Consider the following 17,085-nt stretch of genomic DNA (forward strand, 5'->3'; position numbering starts at 1 on the left):
CGTCAGATTGATCGATGTCTGGGTCTCGAAGTCGAGCGTGCCGGTGGCCGAGCGCGTGATGACGCCGCTGCTGGCGTCGATGGCGAAGCGCGTGTCATTGATGCTGTAGGTGACGGTCGAGCCCGCGTCGGGATCGGTGGCCGATGCTGTGATCCCGGTGGCTGCCCCCGCCGCGGCGAGTTCGGCGATCTGGTTGGTGGTGGGATCGGCGTCGGGCGGTGCGTTGAAGGCAACCGGCAACTGGCTGGCCGTGACGCCGACTGTAAAGGCGTGGGTATCGATGCTGCCGTCGGACGAGGTTGCCGTCACGTTGAAGTTGACTGAAGGCTCCGAGGACGCGTTAAGCGTGCCCGTGCCGGAGCGCGTGATGACGCCGGTGCTGGCGTTGATGGCAAAGCGCGAGTCGTCGATGCTGTAGGTGATCGTCGAGCCGGCATCGGGATCCGTCGCCGAGGCGGTGATCCCGACCGCCGTGCCGGCGGCGGCGTTCTGGGCAACCTGGTTGGCGGCGGTGTTGGCATCCGGCGGGTTGTTGAACGCCACCGGCTCCGGGCTGTTGAGGACGGCGAGGCTGAAGGCCTGGTTGGCGGTGCTGCCGTCGGACGAGGTTGCCGTCACTGTCAGATTGATCGATGTCTGGGTCTCGAAGTCGAGCGTGCCGGTGGCCGAGCGCGTGATGACGCCGCTGCTGGCGTCGATGGCGAAGCGCGTGTCATTGATGCTGTAGGTGACGGTCGAGCCCGCGTCGGGATCGGTGGCCGATGCTGTGATCCCGGTGGCTGCCCCCGCCGCGGCGAGTTCGGCGATCTGGTTGGTGGTGGGATCGGCGTCGGGCGGTGCGTTGAAGGCTACCGGATTGCCGGATCCTGGCAGCAGATATTCGATGTGCAGCAGTGGCGCGGTGGCCGGATTGTATTCGTAGGAATCGGCCGTGCGCGTGCCAGTGCCGCTGACCAAAAATGCCATGTCGTTGAGCGCGGCCCAGCCCGAGCGGTTGACGATCTCCTGCACGACCGCCGAGAGGTCAGGCGTGCGCTCGGCAGCGCCATGCTCGCCCACAATGGTCCACGGGTCCGGCGTCCAGGCCGTGGATGCGGCCGTCCTCGGAAGCGCGGACACGTTGAAGCTGACGGCCGTAAAAGGGCTGGCGTCGTCAACATTATCGCCTTGAATGAGCAGCGACGCCGCGCCGGTCTTCACCTCATTGGCCTGGAACTGGATATAGGCGCTGGTGATGATCGCGCCCTTCGGGAGGTCGATGCTGGTGAAGCGGAGGCCGACCGTCTGGCGGGTGCTGCCGTCATAGCCCAGTTCCAGATCGCTGATGTTGCTCGAGATCGTACCGGAGCCCTTCTCCTCGACATCGTCGCCGGCGGTCGCCACCCTTGTCTCGAAGATCGGGTCGATCGCACTAGAGCTGGCGGTGAGGAAGCTGCTGCTGGTGGTGATGACATTAGCGCCGGTCGAGACCGTGCCGGCGTCAGCGGTGGGGGTAGGGGCGGTGAAGGTGACGCCGCTGCCGGCATAGCCCGTTCCCGCAAACTGCCTGAGGCCGGTGTCTTTCGTCGCCACGCTGTCGAGAAAGGTGCTATCCGGATGGATGCCAAGCCCGGCTGCCGCGTCCGCCAGCCCGATCAGCTCGCCACCGGTTGCCGTGATCGGGACGGCGCTATGACTGTCACTTTGTTTGCCGGTTTCGACGGCGAGGCTGACGCCATCGGATGCCCCGGAAGCCTGCGACACGCCGTCATCGCCATGCACGTGCTCCGCAACCGAGCCGTCATCGAGCGGTTGAAGGCCTTTGAGGAGGGGCGTCGACCCGAGCTCCGTCGCGAGCAGTCCGATTGCATTGCCGCTATCTGGAAGCCGATGTGGTTTGGACATCGCAGAACTCCTTTGCCGCCGTTTTCCGCACTTGGGCCTCGCTAGGCCCTGATATCGACGCCACGGCCAGGTCCGATCCGCGGTGATCGAGGACTCCGGCTGTCAGAGGCGTGTGTGGAGGCGATGTGCTTGCTGGGCATCCGGGCAGGCTGCAGTGAAATGGATCACGACAGGACCTTGAAGCAACGCGTCCTGCCGGATCAGGCGAGCAGCCAACCATTCAATTGGAATTCATAGATCTTGCCGTCATTTTCGGTTGGATATGGGTCATTATCCAGGCCCCGATCCACGATGTACAGGCTCATATGGTGGCTCGGATCGTCGCTGCTCGGCGCCAGCGCTATTCCCGATGGTTTGTGCGCGTGGGCTGCGGAGATATCGAGCGTGCCCAATAACTGCCCGGTACGCGTCACCATTGCTACCGACTTTGTCGACGTAATGATATAAAGGAGGTCGTTGACTTGGTCATACGCAATACTTTCGTCGCCAGGGTTCCCCAGCGCTTGCGCAGAAAAACTCGTCACGATGTCGTCGCCGCCCGTACTCGCGACGCCGTCGAATTTGCCGTTGGGACCCGGTGAGACGGCGTAAATCGTCTGGGTTGAGCCATCCGCGACATACAAGACTTTATGGTTCGGGTCATAGGCGACGCTCTCCGGATCCGAACTGCCGAACGCGGATGTCTTGAAAGAGGTCACCTTATCGTCGGACGTGTTGTAAAGCCCGTCTATCCCGGGGTTGAGCTCGTACACGCTCTTCGGGGCAGTGTCGTCCGCGAAGAAGAGATGGTGGTTAGCAGGATTATAAGCCACCCCGGCCGGCTCATCGGAGAACTTGACGGTCGTGAGCGTGCCCGCAAGGGTGCCGTTCAAATTCATCTGGTAGAGATTCTTGCCAGTAAAAAGCGCAGGTATCTCCTCGACTTCGCTGTCGGCAACCAGCAACGTGCCGAGGTGAGAGATATAGACGATATCAGTCGGGTCGGGACTCGGCGGCGACCACTGCGAAGTCAGGATTGTGTGTGACAAGGTCACCGACGTCGGCAGCTGGTGGGCCGTGACGTTGACGTTGAAGGCATGGGTATCGATGCTGCCATCGGACGAGGTCGCCGTGACGGTGAGGGCGACCGACGGCTCGGACTGGGCGTTGAGCGTGCCGGTGCCCGAGCGTGTGATGACGCCGGTGCTGGCGTTGATGGCAAAGCGCGAGTCGTCGATGCTGTAGGTGATCGTCGATCCGGCATCGGGATCCCTGGCCGAGGCGGTGATCCCGACCGCCGTGCCGGCGGCGGCGGTCTGGGCGATCTGGTTGGCGGCAGCGTTAGCGTCGGCCAGGGTGTTGAAAGCGACCGGCTCAGGGCTGTTGAGCACGGCGAGGCTGAAGGCCTGGTTGGCGGTGCTTCCGTCGGACGAGGTTGCCGTCACTGTCAGATTGATCGACGACTGGGTCTCGAAGTCGAGCGTGCCGGTGGCCGAGCGCGTGATGACGCCGGTGCTGGCATTGATGGCGAAGCGCGTGTCATTGATGCTGTAGGTGACGGTCGAGCCCGCGTCGGGATCGGTGGCCGATGCTGTGATCCCGGTGGCTGCCCCCGCCGCGGCAAGCTCGGCGATCTTGTTGGCGGCAGTGTTGGCATCCGGCGGGGAGTTGAAGGCGACCGGATTGCCGGATCCTGGCAGCAGATATTCGATGTGCAGCAGTGGCGCGCTGGCCGGATTGTATTCGTAGGAATCGGCCGTGCGCGTGCCAGTGCCGCTGACCAAAAATGCCATGTCGTTGAGCGCGGCCCAGCCCGAGCGGTTGACGATCTCCTGCACGATCGCCGAGAGGTCAGGCGTGCGCTCGGCAGCGCCATGCTCGCCCACAATGGTCCACGGGTCCGGCGTCCAGGCCGTGGAGGCTGTCGTCCTCGGAAGCGCGGACACGTTGAAGCTGGCGGCCGTAAAGGGGCTGGCGTCGTCAACATTATCGCCTTGAATGAGCAGCGACGCCGCGCCGGTCTTCACCTCATTGGCCTGGAACTGGATATAGGCGCTGGTGATGATCGCGCCCTTCGGGAGGTCGATGCTGGTGAAGCGGAGGCCGACCGTCTGGCGGGTGCTGCCGTCATAGCCCAGTTCCAGATCGTCGACATTGCCCGATATCGTACCGGAGCCCTTCTCCTCGACATCGTCGCCGGCGGTCGCCACCCTTGTCTCGAAGATCGGGTCGATCGCGCTAGAGCTGGCGGCGAGAAGGCTGCTGGTTGTGACCGCTGCGCGCGTCGAGACCGTGCCGATGTCGGCAACTGCTTCAGGGGTGGTGGCGATGTAGGTGACATGGCTGTCGGCATGGCCCATTTCCGCATCGTGCCACAAGTCGAGAAAGCTGCTGTCGGGATGAATGCCAAGTCCGGCTGCCGTCTCGGTGAGGCCGGTCAGTTTCAATCCGCCATCGCCCCCCAAAGTCGGCGTGACCCCATCTGCGGTGCTGAGATCCAGCTTGTTCGCGGCTGGATCCAAGCTGGTAGTGTGACTACCATTGCCGGTTTCGGCAGCCAGCCCGTCGCCGATATCGGAGAGCACCCGAGCCGTTTCGTTGCCGATCGCTCTTCCGCTCGGCTGGGTCCAATTGTCGTCGGTCAGCCAGTCGTCATTGATGCCGGAGTCAGTGCCGGATTCCGTCATCAAGAGCTTCGCGTCATTCCAGGGAAGCCCAGCGAGTTTTACCACGTCGAATCTCCTCTGCACATTTCTCGATTAAATCGGAATCTCGACGTGCCCGACCCGGTGGCTGTTGCGACCCCAGATCGAGCATGGCGATGGGTAACGTTGGACATGAAAGCCGTCGCCCGAAATCCATGGCCGTGCGGTCAAGCGTTGAATTCTACGGGATCAGTCAGTTACCTTCCTCATCCTTGGCCACGCGGGCGCAACGGCCGCGAGCAAGCGCAGCAGTGATAGCCCGTCCCGCCCAAGGAACAGCGACGGCAGGATCCAGCACAGCAGCAAGCCCCCGGCAGATGCCAGCAATGCCGTATCGATAAGCAGGGGAAGGGGAGATAGACGGAACTCGCGTAGCCATTCCACGAGCCCCCATACGCCGGTTCCGACCACGCCCGCGAGTGCCAGACCGGGTACGTGGGCCATAAGGAAGTCTCCCCAGGTCATGCCGGTCACGCGAAGGCTCAACTGTGCCATCAGGAAGAAGTTGATCCCGAAAGCCGCGCCGACGCCGAACGCCACGCCTTCTATGCCCCAGAGTTGCCCTATGAGGGAGCCGGCGAAGACGCCGATGGTGAAAACCGCCTGACGCCAGGCGCGCGCGTAGACAGTCCCTGTTGCGCGCGAGACGGAATCGCTCAGCTTGTAGCTCGTGCGGAACAGCATGCTGAACGCCAGGATCTGGAGCGGGGCGACGACCGCTACCCATCCTCGCCCGAGAATGACGGCAACCAACTCCGGCGCGACGATGGCCACGACCACACTGGCCGGCAGGACAAGCAGGGCGCACCCCGCGACTGCGCTGCGATAGGCACGAGCAAGCCGCGCGGGCTGCTCCTGGACCAGCGCCATGGTTGGGAACAGCACCCGATCAAGAACCTGACCGACGATGACCGCGGGCGTCGTCATCAACTGTGACGACAGGCCGTACAGGCCAAGCGCATCAGCGCCGAGCCAGCGGCCCACGACAAGCCTGTCCGCCTGGGTGGCGAGGTAATTGAAGACCCGGGCGATGGTAAAACCGCTTCCGAAATAGAGCAGTTCGACGATGGCGCGCCGCTCCAGCAAAGGCCGCATCGGATGCGGCTGGCCGGCGAGCAGCACGACCATGCGGATGAATTGCTGGATCAGGAGCGCGCCGACAAGCGCCCAGATGCCCAAGCCGAGCCATGCCAGAATCGGACCGGCAACGACGTAACCCAAGGCAAAGGCGCTGGCGTCGACCAACGCCAGCCAGCGGAACCGCAGCGCGCGCTGGGCCGCGGCCAATGCCACCATGGAAGCGCCTTGGAAAAGGAACACGAAGCAGATAGCACGAACGACCGGAGCCAGATCGGCGAGGCGAAGCAGCCCGGCAATTGCCGGTGCCATCGCCCAGACCAACGCGGACACAGCGAGGCCGAGGAGGCATGACAAAGTGAAGCCGACCCGAAGATGTCGCTCGTCCAGCACCGGCCGCTGGACGATCGCGGGGGTAATGCCAAGTCCCTGGAAGATCGCCGAAAACTTGATGACGATCAGCGCTGCGGAGTAGAGGCCGAACTCATTGGGCGAGAGCAGCCGAGCCAGGATGAGAAGGGCGACAAGCTCCGCAACCGCAAGGGCACCCATGGACAGGGACGTCCAGAACATGCCCACGACACTTTGTTTTGCTAGCCCGCGCTGGTTGTTGCTCACGCCTCTCTCCAATCGCCTCGGCCGACCCAAACAGGCGGCCACTGCGTCCTTGCCGGATCCGCCGAGTGACACGATTACGTTGGATGATGCGCAGCCACGCGCCCGCGCCTGCACGAAGTTATGATCGCATGGGTCATGAAGGGTCCTCCGCTGCGGTGCCGTCCGCCCGCGCCCAGCGCGCCTTACCTATCGAAGGAGCGAGGGGATCTCGTAGCGATAGAACTCCATCTCGTCCCGGACCTCCGGTATGATCGCCGTTAGATCCTTCCTTTCGAGACGGAGCCACTTCTGCTGGCGGCCGGGATCGATCATCTCCTTGGCCGTTCGGACGATATCGTCGGTGCAGTTCAGCCCGCAATGTTCAAAGATGCGGCGCAAAACCAACTCGGGATCCTGTATCAAATCCTCGTAGCGAAAAGACAGCACGCGGCCGTCGCCCAGCTTGGCGAGATCTTCTCGGGCCTTTCGATTGCCGCGCGCCCACTGGCGCGCGATCACCGTCAATTTCTCATTGTCCTTCAAATCTCGCTCTATCCCGTTGTAACGCGGCCCATAGATCGATGTGTATTTCCTTCCCAATACCCTTTTCGCGATCACCTGTTTTATAATATCTTTTGCATAATAGTGAATTTGCGTTACCGGAGTCATCTTCAAAAGGCGTATTAAACCTTTGAAAGATTTTGCTCTCTGCCACTTAAGCTCCATCGAGCTTATGTACGAAAATGGGTTTCTCGTAATATAGAGAAATATGGCCTCCGGAAATATCTCGTGGACAAACGGCACGCGCAAGACATTGGCAGGCGTGTTTTCCATGATCTGTCGGCCGCCGTGCCGCGACTGATATTCGAGGAACCTGCCGCGAATGTAACGTGCGACCCTTTCGGTTGCATCGGTTTCGCCAAATTCGTCATGACGCCGCGCCGGATCGGCATATAGCCACAATGTTTTTGGCTCGTACCAGGTAACGATGTCGGGATGCAGCCCGATCAATTTTTGTGCAATTGTGGTCCCCGACCGATAGTTGCCGATCAGAAAAATCGGAGGTTTCAGCTCTGTTGCTGCCATGACAAGTCTCCGTCGCTAAAAGGTTAGCCGGGGTCGCGCCGATCCGCGCGACAAGCGTCGCCGCGCGGCTATTGGTCTCTGAACGCACGCATCATCTGGTCCGTCAAAGGCTTCATCAGGTAGGAGAGCATCTTGCGGTCACCAGTCCGTATGAACGCTTCCACCGGCATGCCGGGAATGAGCGAGGCAGGGCCAAGTTTCGTCAAATCCTTCGGGTCCGGGGTGATGCGGACTACGTAGTAGACTTCATTGGTGTGCTGATCGCGCGTTACGTCGGCCGCAATCATGGACACCACGCCTTCCGTTTCGGGCGTAGTGCGGACGTTGAAGGCGGTGAAGCGAAGAAGTGCGCGTTGGCCGACCAAGATCTGATCGATGTCCTGCGGAGCGGCCTTCACCTCGACCGTGAGAGTGTCGGTGTCGGGAACGATCAGCATTATCGGCTCGCCCGCACTGATCACGCCGCCCACGGTATGGATTGAAGATTGATGGACCGTGCCGCTGGAGGGAGCGCGAATATCGATGCGTGACAGCTGGTCCTCGGCGGTGACTTTTCGTTCCTCGAATTCGGCGATCTTGGCGTCGACATCGCGCAGTTCGCTGCCAGTCTCGCTGGAGAACTCCTTGTCCAGCTGAAGGATCTGGAGCTCAACTTCGGCGATGGCGCCTTGTGCCTGCGCCATGCTTGACACAAGCTGAGACCTTTCACCCTCGATGCGTGTTGCCTCGCGTTCATATTCCGTCAGCTTCGACTTGAGTGTGAGCTTCTTGTCGACAAGGCTGCGGATATCGACGAGCTCATCGTTGATCAACTCGATCTCCTTGCTCTTTGCCGATTCCTGAGCCGAGTAACCTTCGATCTGCTTTCCGAACTGCTCGATGCGTTCGCGCAAGCGCGCCTTGTTGCCAAAAACCTCGGTTCGACGAAGTTCGAAAAGTCGTTGTTCGCTAGCCACGGTGCTGGCAATCTCCGGGTTGTTCATTCGCGTGGCAAGCATCGGAGCAAGTGTCATCCGCCCGCTGCCGTCACGCTCCGCCTCGAGCCGGGACTTTCGCGCGTAGAGCTCATCCAGATTCTTTGTCACGTAAGCCAGGCTGGCACGCGGGATAGTGTCGCTAAGCTGGACCAAGATATCCCCGGCCCGGACACGGTCGCCATCGCGCACGAGAATCTTGCCGACCACGCCACCCGTCGGGTGTTGCACCTTCTTTTCGCTGTTCTCGACGACCACCCAGCCATGCGAAATGATGGCTCCCGAAATGTCCGCTGTCCCGGCCCAGACTCCCATTCCGCCGAGGAGCAGTGCGACGACAGTCATCCCACCGAGCAGATTGCGGCGAATGGATCGCCGGTTTGAAAGCGATCGGTTCAAGACAGGAGCCATGATTGCCTGTTTCCCATATGCCGCAAGTCGTCAATTCGGCAGTCGAGGCGAGGTTGAAACCGGCTGCAGGTCCGCTGTATTGGCCTGTGACATCGGAAAGAGCTTGGACAGAACGGACTGCTTCGTTCCAAACATGTGCATCCGCCCTTCCTTCATCATCAGCACGAAATCCACAGTGGTGAGAATGTTCGGACGGTGCGCGACGATCGCCACGATGCCGCGGCGCGCCTTGATTGCGAGGATCGCCTCGGCGAGCGCCCTTTCGCCTTCCATGTCGAGATTGGAGTTGGGCTCGTCGAGGACGACCATGAACGGATTTCCATAGAGTGCCCGTGCCAAGGCAACGCGCTGGCGCTGCCCGGCTGACAGCGCGGTCCCGCCCTCTCCGATCTGCGTCTCGTAGCCATTCGGAAAACCGATGATTAGCTCATGGACGCCCGCCGCGCGGGCGGCGGCGACAATGGCCCGCGGGTCCGATCCAGGATCGAAGCGGGCGATGTTGGCGGCAACCGTTCCAGCGAACAGTTCGACGTCCTGCGGAAGGTAACCTATGTGGCGGCCAAGACGCTCCGACGACCACTGATCGAGCGCGGCACCATCAAGCTTGATACGCCCCGCCAGCGGTCGCCATGCGCCTACCAGCCCACGAGCCAGGCTGGATTTGCCGGAGCCACTTGGTCCGATGATGCCAAGCACCGAGCCGGCGTCCAGGCTGAAGTCCACACCTCGCACGATGATCCGTTGCACGCCTGGTGCACCGATCGTGATGTTCTCTATCGTCAAGTTCGAACCGGGCACCGGAAGTGCCATCGGCTGAGCGTCTTGCGGCAATCGGGCGAGCAACTGGCTCAGCCTGCTCCAGCTCTGGCGTGCGGCCACGAAGCTGCGCCAATGGGCGATGGCAAGATCGACAGGCGCAAGCGCACGGCCCGCGAGGATGGAGCCGGCGATGATGATCCCGGACGTCGCCTCGCCTTGGATCACCAGCCAGGCCCCTATACCAAGCATTGCCGACTGGAGCATCAGCCGCAAGGCGCGGGCGAAGCTGCCGAAGCCGCCTACGATATCGCTGACATGCTGCTGTTGCGTGAGATATTCGCGGCTCGCCTCCCGCCAATGGTCGTGTAGGCGGCTGCCCATTCCCATTGCCGCGAGAACCTCCGCGTTGCGGCGACTGGCTTCGGCTAAGCCGTTGCGCTTCACGCCCGTCGAAACCGCGGCGCCCATTGGTTTGCGCGTAAAGACCTCGGTCGCCGCCGTCAGCGCCACCAACACGATTGCACCGCAAATCGCCGCAATTCCGAGGGTCGGATGAAGGCTCCATATGATTGCCAGATAAAAGGGCATCCACGGAAAGTCGAAGAGTGTGCTTGGCCCCGGGCTCGACAGAAACACGCGGATGTTGTCGAGATCGCGTTGCGGCTGCAGCCCATCGCCCTGGTGGCCGATGTACAAGGGCAGCCTTGACACGGCTGTGAATACGCGTCCCCCGACCGTTTCGTCCAGTTCTCCACCGATCCTGGTCATAATGCGGCTGCGCACGAGATCGATGACCGCCTGCCCGACAAACAGAACGCCGGCCAATATCGCCATGGCTACTAGAGTCGGAACGCTGCGGCTTGGCAGTACGCGATCGTAGACCTGCAACATGAACATCGCTCCGGTCAGCATGAGGATGTTGCTCACGCCGCTAAAAACCGCGACTCCCGCGAATGCCGCCTTGCAGGAACGCAACGCACAGGCCAGTTCCGAACCGGGCGCCGGCTGGATGTCTCTTGCCGAGGGGCTGGCGCCGGCGTTCGTGGACGCGCTTGGCAAGCCGCCCCTTCGCCTTGCCTTGCGGGCGGCTGCGAGCAGCAGCAAGCCCACCGCCGCGAACCCCAGCCAAACCGGAAGAGCGTCTGGACCAGCCAGCAAGACCAGTGGATCGGAGAAGTATCCCCGGTCCACCACGAAATCGGTCCACGGTCGCGGCAGCCAGTTGCGGCCGAGGTCAACGTGGCGCTGCAGAAATGCAGCTCCCGCAAGCGCAAGAGCGAGGAGGAGCAGGATTGCACCTGGAATGCGCGATCGGATGATGGCGCGGTGGCGCGGGGCGTAACGCACCGTCGTCTTGCGGCGCGCCGTTGCACGGAGGAGATTGAGCCGCCTCTGCTCCGCTTTGGCGTGGGAATTCGCCCGGCGGAAGCGATTTCCCACCACTGTCAGTGCTGGCCCAAGGCTCATGTCAAACCCCTGAGGTGCCAAGGTCGGACTATCTCAGGCCGTTCAAGGCACAACGAACCCAAGAGCGTTGCGAAGCAACGATCGCGGCCCTGAAGCAAAGCTTTACTCGAGGAAGTGGGCATATTCGTGCTATTGGCCGACAATGCTTGGCTGGAGGCCCTCCGCATTTGGGCTCCCCATTGTTCCGGAAGTGTCCGGCGCGTAGAACCCTTTGTTGGCCGCGATCGAAACCTCGATGACATCGCCAGCCAGAACTTCCGTATTTTCATTGGCGATGATGTCGTGGGCGACTTTCCGGTCGCGCCTGAAGATCGAGATCTTCACGGAGCCTTGCAAGTCGTCGAAGGTCCGCTGTTCGCCATATGTAAATATAAAGAGAAGCTTGTCGGCGACATACCTTATTTGGCTTTGAATTTTCCCCAGCTCGACCTGCGTGTCTTGGGTCTGCGAGATCAAGTCCATTTCATAACTCTGCTTCTTTTTTCGAAGCTCGCTTTCAGCGGTCAGCATCGCCTGCTGCGCCTGCTCCTGCTGCAGCTCGGTCTGCGAAAGTTCGGCGCGATAGCTGGTATGTGCTCGTTCGGCCGTCATGACATTCGAATTGGTGACCAGGCCTTTTTCCCGCAATGACCGGGCAGACTGCAGTTCCTCGAGTTGAATGTCCGCGGTCTTTTCTCGTTCCTTTCGAGTGGCAGCGACCATATCCGCTTCCTTCCTGGCCCGCTCCAACGAGACATCAAGGTAGGAAATGTCGTCTCGATATGCGGCGAGGCGGGCGTCCAACTGCGCCTGTTCGGACGCTACGATGTCGTCAATCAAGTGTCCGCCAAACTCGACAGGCGGATCGGGCGGAGCAACGAAAGATTTGTCCTGGCGGCTTTCCGCCTGGAGCCGGGCGAGCCGAACCTTTAGGCGATATTCCTCGATCGCCAGACCTGCCCGCGCGCTGCGCAGATCAGCTATTTGCAAGGCCGGCTCCGTGTTTCCCACGGCGGTAGCCCGAAAGCCACCTGCTATAGCCAGTGCATGACGAACCGTTATTCCGGGTTGAAACGGGTACGATCCGGGATGAGCCACCGTTCCGGAAATAAAGAATGGCCGGTACTGACCGATCTCCACTTTCACGAAAGGATCGAGGATGAGCTTCTGCTCCTGAAATGCACGCTGAATGGCCTTCGAAAGGACAACGGTGGTGAGGCCGCGCGCCTGAACATCGCCCAACATGGGAAGCGATATCGAACCGCGATCATCGACCACGACTTCCAGCGGATAGGATGGCTCGCCAATCACGGATACACGCAGGACGTCACCGGTGTCGAACGTATAGCCGTCCGCACGGGATGCATCTGCGGTCAGCAGAACAAAGGCAATGGCCAGACCGCCAATCATTGCGAGCGTGCGGCTGGCCGGAAAAAGCCATCGGACCCAATCCTCCATTAGCGAAGGCCCGGAAGGAAAGTGCTGGTCTGCGCGCAAACGCATCGTCGTACTCCGTTGTCTTGCCTGCGGTCAGGACCAATCGACATTCGTCGGCCGGAGCGTGACAGCAAGGTAGGGTTCGAGCAGTAAGCCTTGAAAATCCGGACTCCGTCGAAGGAGAAAGGGGATCAAAATCCGGGCAGTCCTGAAGGTTGCTTGGCGAGGCCGTCGCGAATTCGCGGGTCGTTTGGCCTTCCTGCTGAAAGGGTTGACTCGAGAGCGGATTGATAGATCAGCTCGACCCTATCGCACATTGTATCCAACCCCCAGGATGCCAGGTCGGTGAGTTTCGCGCTCTCAGCCAATCGAGCGCGGTAGTGTTCATTTTGGAGAAGGTCGGCGATCGCCGCCGCCGCGGCGCCAACGTCTTCTGCCGGCGTCACAATTCCATTCACGCCATGCCTTACAACCTCTTCCACTCCCGGCAGATGCGAGACCACACTGGCTCGACCGCCCGCCAGATACTGCATCATGACGCGAGGCAGTCCTTCTCGCATCGAGGTCAGCACACACACGTCCGCCAGACTGATCAGTCGCTCGGGCTCGCTATGGTAGCCGATCATGCGAACGTTGTTTGCGTACGGGGATCGTGCAATCGCCGACTCAATAGCGGATCGCGCCGGCCCCTCGCCGGCCAAGAGCAGCCGCACGTTCGGAACTCGGTCGACGACCTGCCCAAATGCTTCAATGAACTCTATATGGCGTTTTCGCGGTTCCAGCGCGGCCAGCATCAGGATCACCGGTGGCTTAGGCTCTCCGACAGCCGTCCCCAGGAGCAGATGCGATTGCTGTGGCCATTGCGCGTTCGCGAAGCGCTTCAGATCGAAGCCGGAGTGGACGACGTGGTGCTGATCGGCGCTACCCAAATGATTGGCGATGCAAATGTCACGCATAGCCTGGCTGACATCGATGAAAGCCTGTGTACACTTCGCGGCCAGGCGTTCGGCAGCCAGGTACATCAGCCTCTGCGCATTGCCCACATGCACGAAGGGCAAAATGTGCACGCCATGTATGATGCAGGGGATATTGGCTTCCCTTGCAGCGAGGCGGCCGACGATGCCGGCCTTGCTTTGATGGGTGTGCACGATGTCAGGCCGCCAGTCGCGCATAAGGCGCGTGAGTTGGCCAAATGCAGAAATGTCACGGGATGGCGAAATCGAGTTGATGAGCCGCTCAAGAGTCTCAACCCGAACGGCTTCGGCAACTGACATCCGCAAATTCGGATCGTACTCCTCGCCGTGAACCAAACGCACTTCGTGGCCGTGCCGCGCCTGAGCGAGACAGCAGGCCAATGTGTTCTCTTCGGAACCTCCCCGAAGAAGTCGGGTGAGCACATGGAGGATTTTCATTTGCCAATACCTTAGGGGACATGAAATCCAGGGCGGCGCATTCGAGCGCAAAATCGAATTTCACGCGGCCGCATCGACGTCCGACAGCGACCGCGGCGCCGGCACTTCTGCGCTGTTCGCCGCTGGCCGGTCATGCTTGAACTGTTCGGCGCCGGGCAAGGCATGGAGCCAGGTCTCGCGTCTTGAGGTCCACAATTCATATTCGGGCACGAGATCGGTCGGCACGACGTCGAGGCTGCCGATCATCACCTCAGCCTCATTGTCGTCGACCCGGGCGACGCGGCCGCCGCAGGTCTGGCAGAAGCTGCGCGTGCCGTAGGAGCTGACGAGGCCCGTCTTTTCGAAGGCCTCGCGCGGCCAGATGGCAAAGGCCGAATAGGTCGAGCCGCCGGCCTTGCGGCAATCCTTGCAATGGCAAAGACCAATGCGGAGCGGCGGACCGCGGACCGAGAACTGCACGCCGCCGCACAGGCAACTGCCGGTCCTGCGTATGGTTTCGGACATGGCAACCTCCGTCATTGCGTGCTGTTGTGGGCCGGATGGGACAGGTGCTCGCCCCGAAACGGAGCCATATTCACTCGTTCAAGTCAGAGCCCCGTGCCGATCGTGGGATGAAACAGGCTCTATCGGCGCGCCGCTATCGAGCGCGAGCGTTCGGCGGCTTTCCCACGCCTCGCAGGGAACACCTGTCGTTTCGCGATGGCGGAAGGCGGCGCATCGGGTCTGTTTGGATACTGGCCGATGAGCTGCCCTGCCTCTCACAAAGATAGCCAGATATGCCTGAACAGTTCCCGTCCGACCGCCTCGATGCCAGCGCTTGCGTCAACGGTTCGGATGTTCTTATCCTTGGCTCGCAACTCCGCCATCAGCGATAGCCGCGCGTCGAAGGCTTCTTTCCTGATTTCTCCCGGCTTTCGCTGCTCGGAGACGGCAAAATCTGAAACCAGGTGCAAAGTGAGGTGTGGCCGGCATTGTGCCATCTTTTGATAGAGCCTTTGCTCGAGGCGAGCGAGAACTGACAGGCCTGGGACGGAGAAGAGGTGCGGTGGGATGGTCGGCCCGTCCAGATATCCGCTACACAGCGCCTGCGGCCACCTGTCACAAATGACGATCAGGCCGCGCGTAGCCCATCGATGCGCACGTTTCACGACAGCGTATCGCTCAAACGCGATCAAAACTGCCCAGAATGCCAGCGCGGTAGCGGCGAGTCCTCCCTTCGACCAATTTCGGCTGACGGAGCTGTTGCCACCATCGTGCTGGGCCAACGACTTTAGGCGGCGTCTGTAGGGAAAAACCAGAGTCTGCAACGCCTTGCGGAGCCACCACCCATTGCCGTCTCCGATTCCGACATAGGCTTGCGCACACCCGAATTTCCATCGAAATATCCGTGTCAGCCGATCAGCTTGAGTGCTCTTTCCCATGCCATCAGGACCGACGAGCGCCACTACAAAGCCACCAGCCGCAGGCCGTCTCTTTGGTGGGAATGTGCCGGGCATCAGGCGCTGAAGGGCCCTCAACGCCAGATATGAGGTCTTGCGGGCCAGGTGAACAACGGCATCGGCGATCCCGTAACCTCCTGCAAAACCGCAGGCTTCACGGATTGAACGCCGGAGCCTGGCAAGATCCCTGCGGTTTGCCATCAAACCGTCGACGCTTTGCAGAAACCTGCAGCTCGCCAGTCTGCTGCCGCCAAGCGTGTATTCCGCGACATCCAGGCCTTGCTGGCCTGACGGCAGTGGCGGGCGCGCAAACTGGTCCCTCCAATCACCACCAACGGTGATCCACTGTCGCCAAGGCAATGCCCAGGTCCGGAAGGCGAAGCGGGCAATGGCTATTCGAATCTCGTCCTCGGGGGAGACGACCGGAATAGACACCCCATCCACACAAATTGACTCCCATCGTGTAATCGCCGCATAGTCGAATACCGGATATCGCTTGCGGAATTCCCAGCCGACGCGGATCCCGATATGCATGTCGAGATGGAGATAGCGGCCATTTGGAAAGTCAGGCAGGAACCAGTCCTCCCGGCCGGCACAGACATTGTCGTAGCAAGACAGGCTGACGCCGCGACGACCGTGCAGCTTGCTCACGATCGAACAGAACACCGGGTAGTCGTGCTTGTCCAAAAGGAGATCCAGATCGTCGCGGCCCGCAAGTCCGCTTTGCAGGGACGCGAGATCCTGAATTATTCCGTACTTCAGGCCGCTCTCATTGAATGCTCGAAACAGTTCGGTGGCGGTCGGAAGGGCCGGGACTGTTTCGAGGGGCAGCAAGGCGGCGCTTGCGTCGGTTTGAGAAACACCGACATCTGCTTTGTTGATCGACGGGCTCGCCCCAACCGCCCTGGCTGGCGCTGGAACGTTCACCCCCGGCGTCAACGCTTCGACCACCATGCTTGCCTTGGCTTTTGGAACCCAGCGCCGATATTGTTGCGGCTGCAGGCCGTCCCTAGGCTCTCCAGGATCCGCCGGACAGTAGCTTCCGGGTTTGGATTTACGTGAAGGTTGCAAGGGGTTCCCCTGGTTGATCGCGTCGAGCGTCATTCGCTCATCGTCGCCGGTCATCGTATCGGCAGCCTATTGGCGCTGATTTCGTTGAGACGCAGCCCCCGATGTTTTCGATGCCGGGCTGCAGCCTCGGACGTCGCCTTGCAAGCTGCCGCATCGAGGGTGAATTGGGTGGCCAACTCATCCTTCCTTCGCCGGATAGTTTCGGCATCGTCCGAGCAAAAAATAGTATACGAGAAATAACGGATAGAATTCAGGATATAATCGAAAGTTTATCTCGGTCGATCGTGATTTGAATAGAACGGTTCATTATATCAAGAAGAATTTTTACCGCTCCAGCACTTCCGACGTGATCAAGAACGCCAAGCTGCTCCGAAAACGGCCCGTCTATGACTCTAACTCTTTGACCTGGCCTCAATAAGATATCGGGGTGCAAAATTCCGTCCTCGTCGGTTGCGGCTATCAAGGACTCGATCACACCGTATGGTGCCGGGACCGGCATTCCTTTGCTCATGACAAGTTTTCGCACGCCGACGGTTGAGTTGATCGGGTACCAACTCTGCTGAGCAGCCAGCGAGACGAACAGATAGCAGTCGAAATACGCACTTGCGACGTTTCTGACAATGCGAGCGTGGCGAACGGTTCGCCTTCGCTTGGGCAGGTATGTTCGGAAGTTCTGCGATAGCAGGTGCCGCTCCGCCAAGCTCTCGGAATGTTGGTGCGTCTGGATCACGTACCAACGCGTAGGGTCCCCGCCGTAAATTTTTCCTACCGGGAAGCGATCCTGGTATAATTCAGCGTGCTGCATGGC

The 17,085-nt window shown here is 60.8% G+C and carries 11 protein-coding genes; all 11 read right to left on the minus strand.

The window, feature by feature from the left end; translation table 11 throughout:
* The coding region (locus EN804_RS29515; RefSeq protein WP_189524612.1) for a cadherin repeat domain-containing protein at positions 1-1,884 on the minus strand (1,884 nt) is incomplete at its 3' end.
* Between the two features lie 200 nt (positions 1,885-2,084).
* Complete coding sequence (locus EN804_RS29520) at positions 2,085-4,595, minus strand: RTX toxin (RefSeq protein WP_246693501.1); 2,511 nt, start codon at positions 4,593-4,595, stop codon at positions 2,085-2,087.
* Between the two features lie 162 nt (positions 4,596-4,757).
* On the minus strand, positions 4,758-6,263 hold the full coding sequence (locus EN804_RS29525) for a lipopolysaccharide biosynthesis protein (protein ID WP_245511849.1): 1,506 nt from the start codon (positions 6,261-6,263) through the stop codon (positions 4,758-4,760).
* A gap of 186 nt (positions 6,264-6,449) precedes the next feature.
* A complete protein-coding gene (locus EN804_RS29530; RefSeq protein WP_135921893.1) occupies positions 6,450-7,328 on the minus strand; it encodes a sulfotransferase in 879 nt (292 codons plus the stop codon).
* 68 nt (positions 7,329-7,396) lie between these two features.
* Complete coding sequence (locus tag EN804_RS29535) at positions 7,397-8,713, minus strand: HlyD family type I secretion periplasmic adaptor subunit (RefSeq protein WP_127873503.1); 1,317 nt, start codon at positions 8,711-8,713, stop codon at positions 7,397-7,399.
* A gap of 30 nt (positions 8,714-8,743) precedes the next feature.
* Positions 8,744-10,939, minus strand: a complete 2,196-nt coding sequence (locus EN804_RS29540) for a type I secretion system permease/ATPase (protein WP_246693502.1) — start codon at positions 10,937-10,939, stop codon at positions 8,744-8,746.
* Positions 10,940-11,068: 129 nt separating this feature from the next.
* The gene (locus EN804_RS29545; protein ID WP_246689240.1) at positions 11,069-12,421 is read right to left on the minus strand and encodes a polysaccharide biosynthesis/export family protein; all 1,353 of its coding nucleotides are present in this window, start codon (positions 12,419-12,421) and stop codon (positions 11,069-11,071) included.
* A 125-nt stretch (positions 12,422-12,546) separates the two neighbouring features.
* A complete protein-coding gene (locus tag EN804_RS29550) occupies positions 12,547-13,767 on the minus strand; it encodes a glycosyltransferase (protein WP_135921894.1) in 1,221 nt (406 codons plus the stop codon).
* 60 nt (positions 13,768-13,827) lie between these two features.
* The gene (locus EN804_RS29555; protein WP_127276025.1) at positions 13,828-14,271 is read right to left on the minus strand and encodes a GFA family protein; all 444 of its coding nucleotides are present in this window, start codon (positions 14,269-14,271) and stop codon (positions 13,828-13,830) included.
* Between the two features lie 254 nt (positions 14,272-14,525).
* A complete protein-coding gene (locus EN804_RS29560; RefSeq protein ID WP_246693503.1) occupies positions 14,526-16,331 on the minus strand; it encodes a hypothetical protein in 1,806 nt (601 codons plus the stop codon).
* 196 nt (positions 16,332-16,527) lie between these two features.
* The gene (locus EN804_RS29565) at positions 16,528-17,082 is read right to left on the minus strand and encodes a transcription termination/antitermination NusG family protein (protein WP_135921895.1); all 555 of its coding nucleotides are present in this window, start codon (positions 17,080-17,082) and stop codon (positions 16,528-16,530) included.
* Between the last annotated feature and the right edge of the window lie 3 nt (positions 17,083-17,085).

It is taken from the genome of Mesorhizobium sp. M8A.F.Ca.ET.161.01.1.1 (assembly GCF_004792105.1).
Classification (GTDB): domain Bacteria; phylum Pseudomonadota; class Alphaproteobacteria; order Rhizobiales; family Rhizobiaceae; genus Mesorhizobium.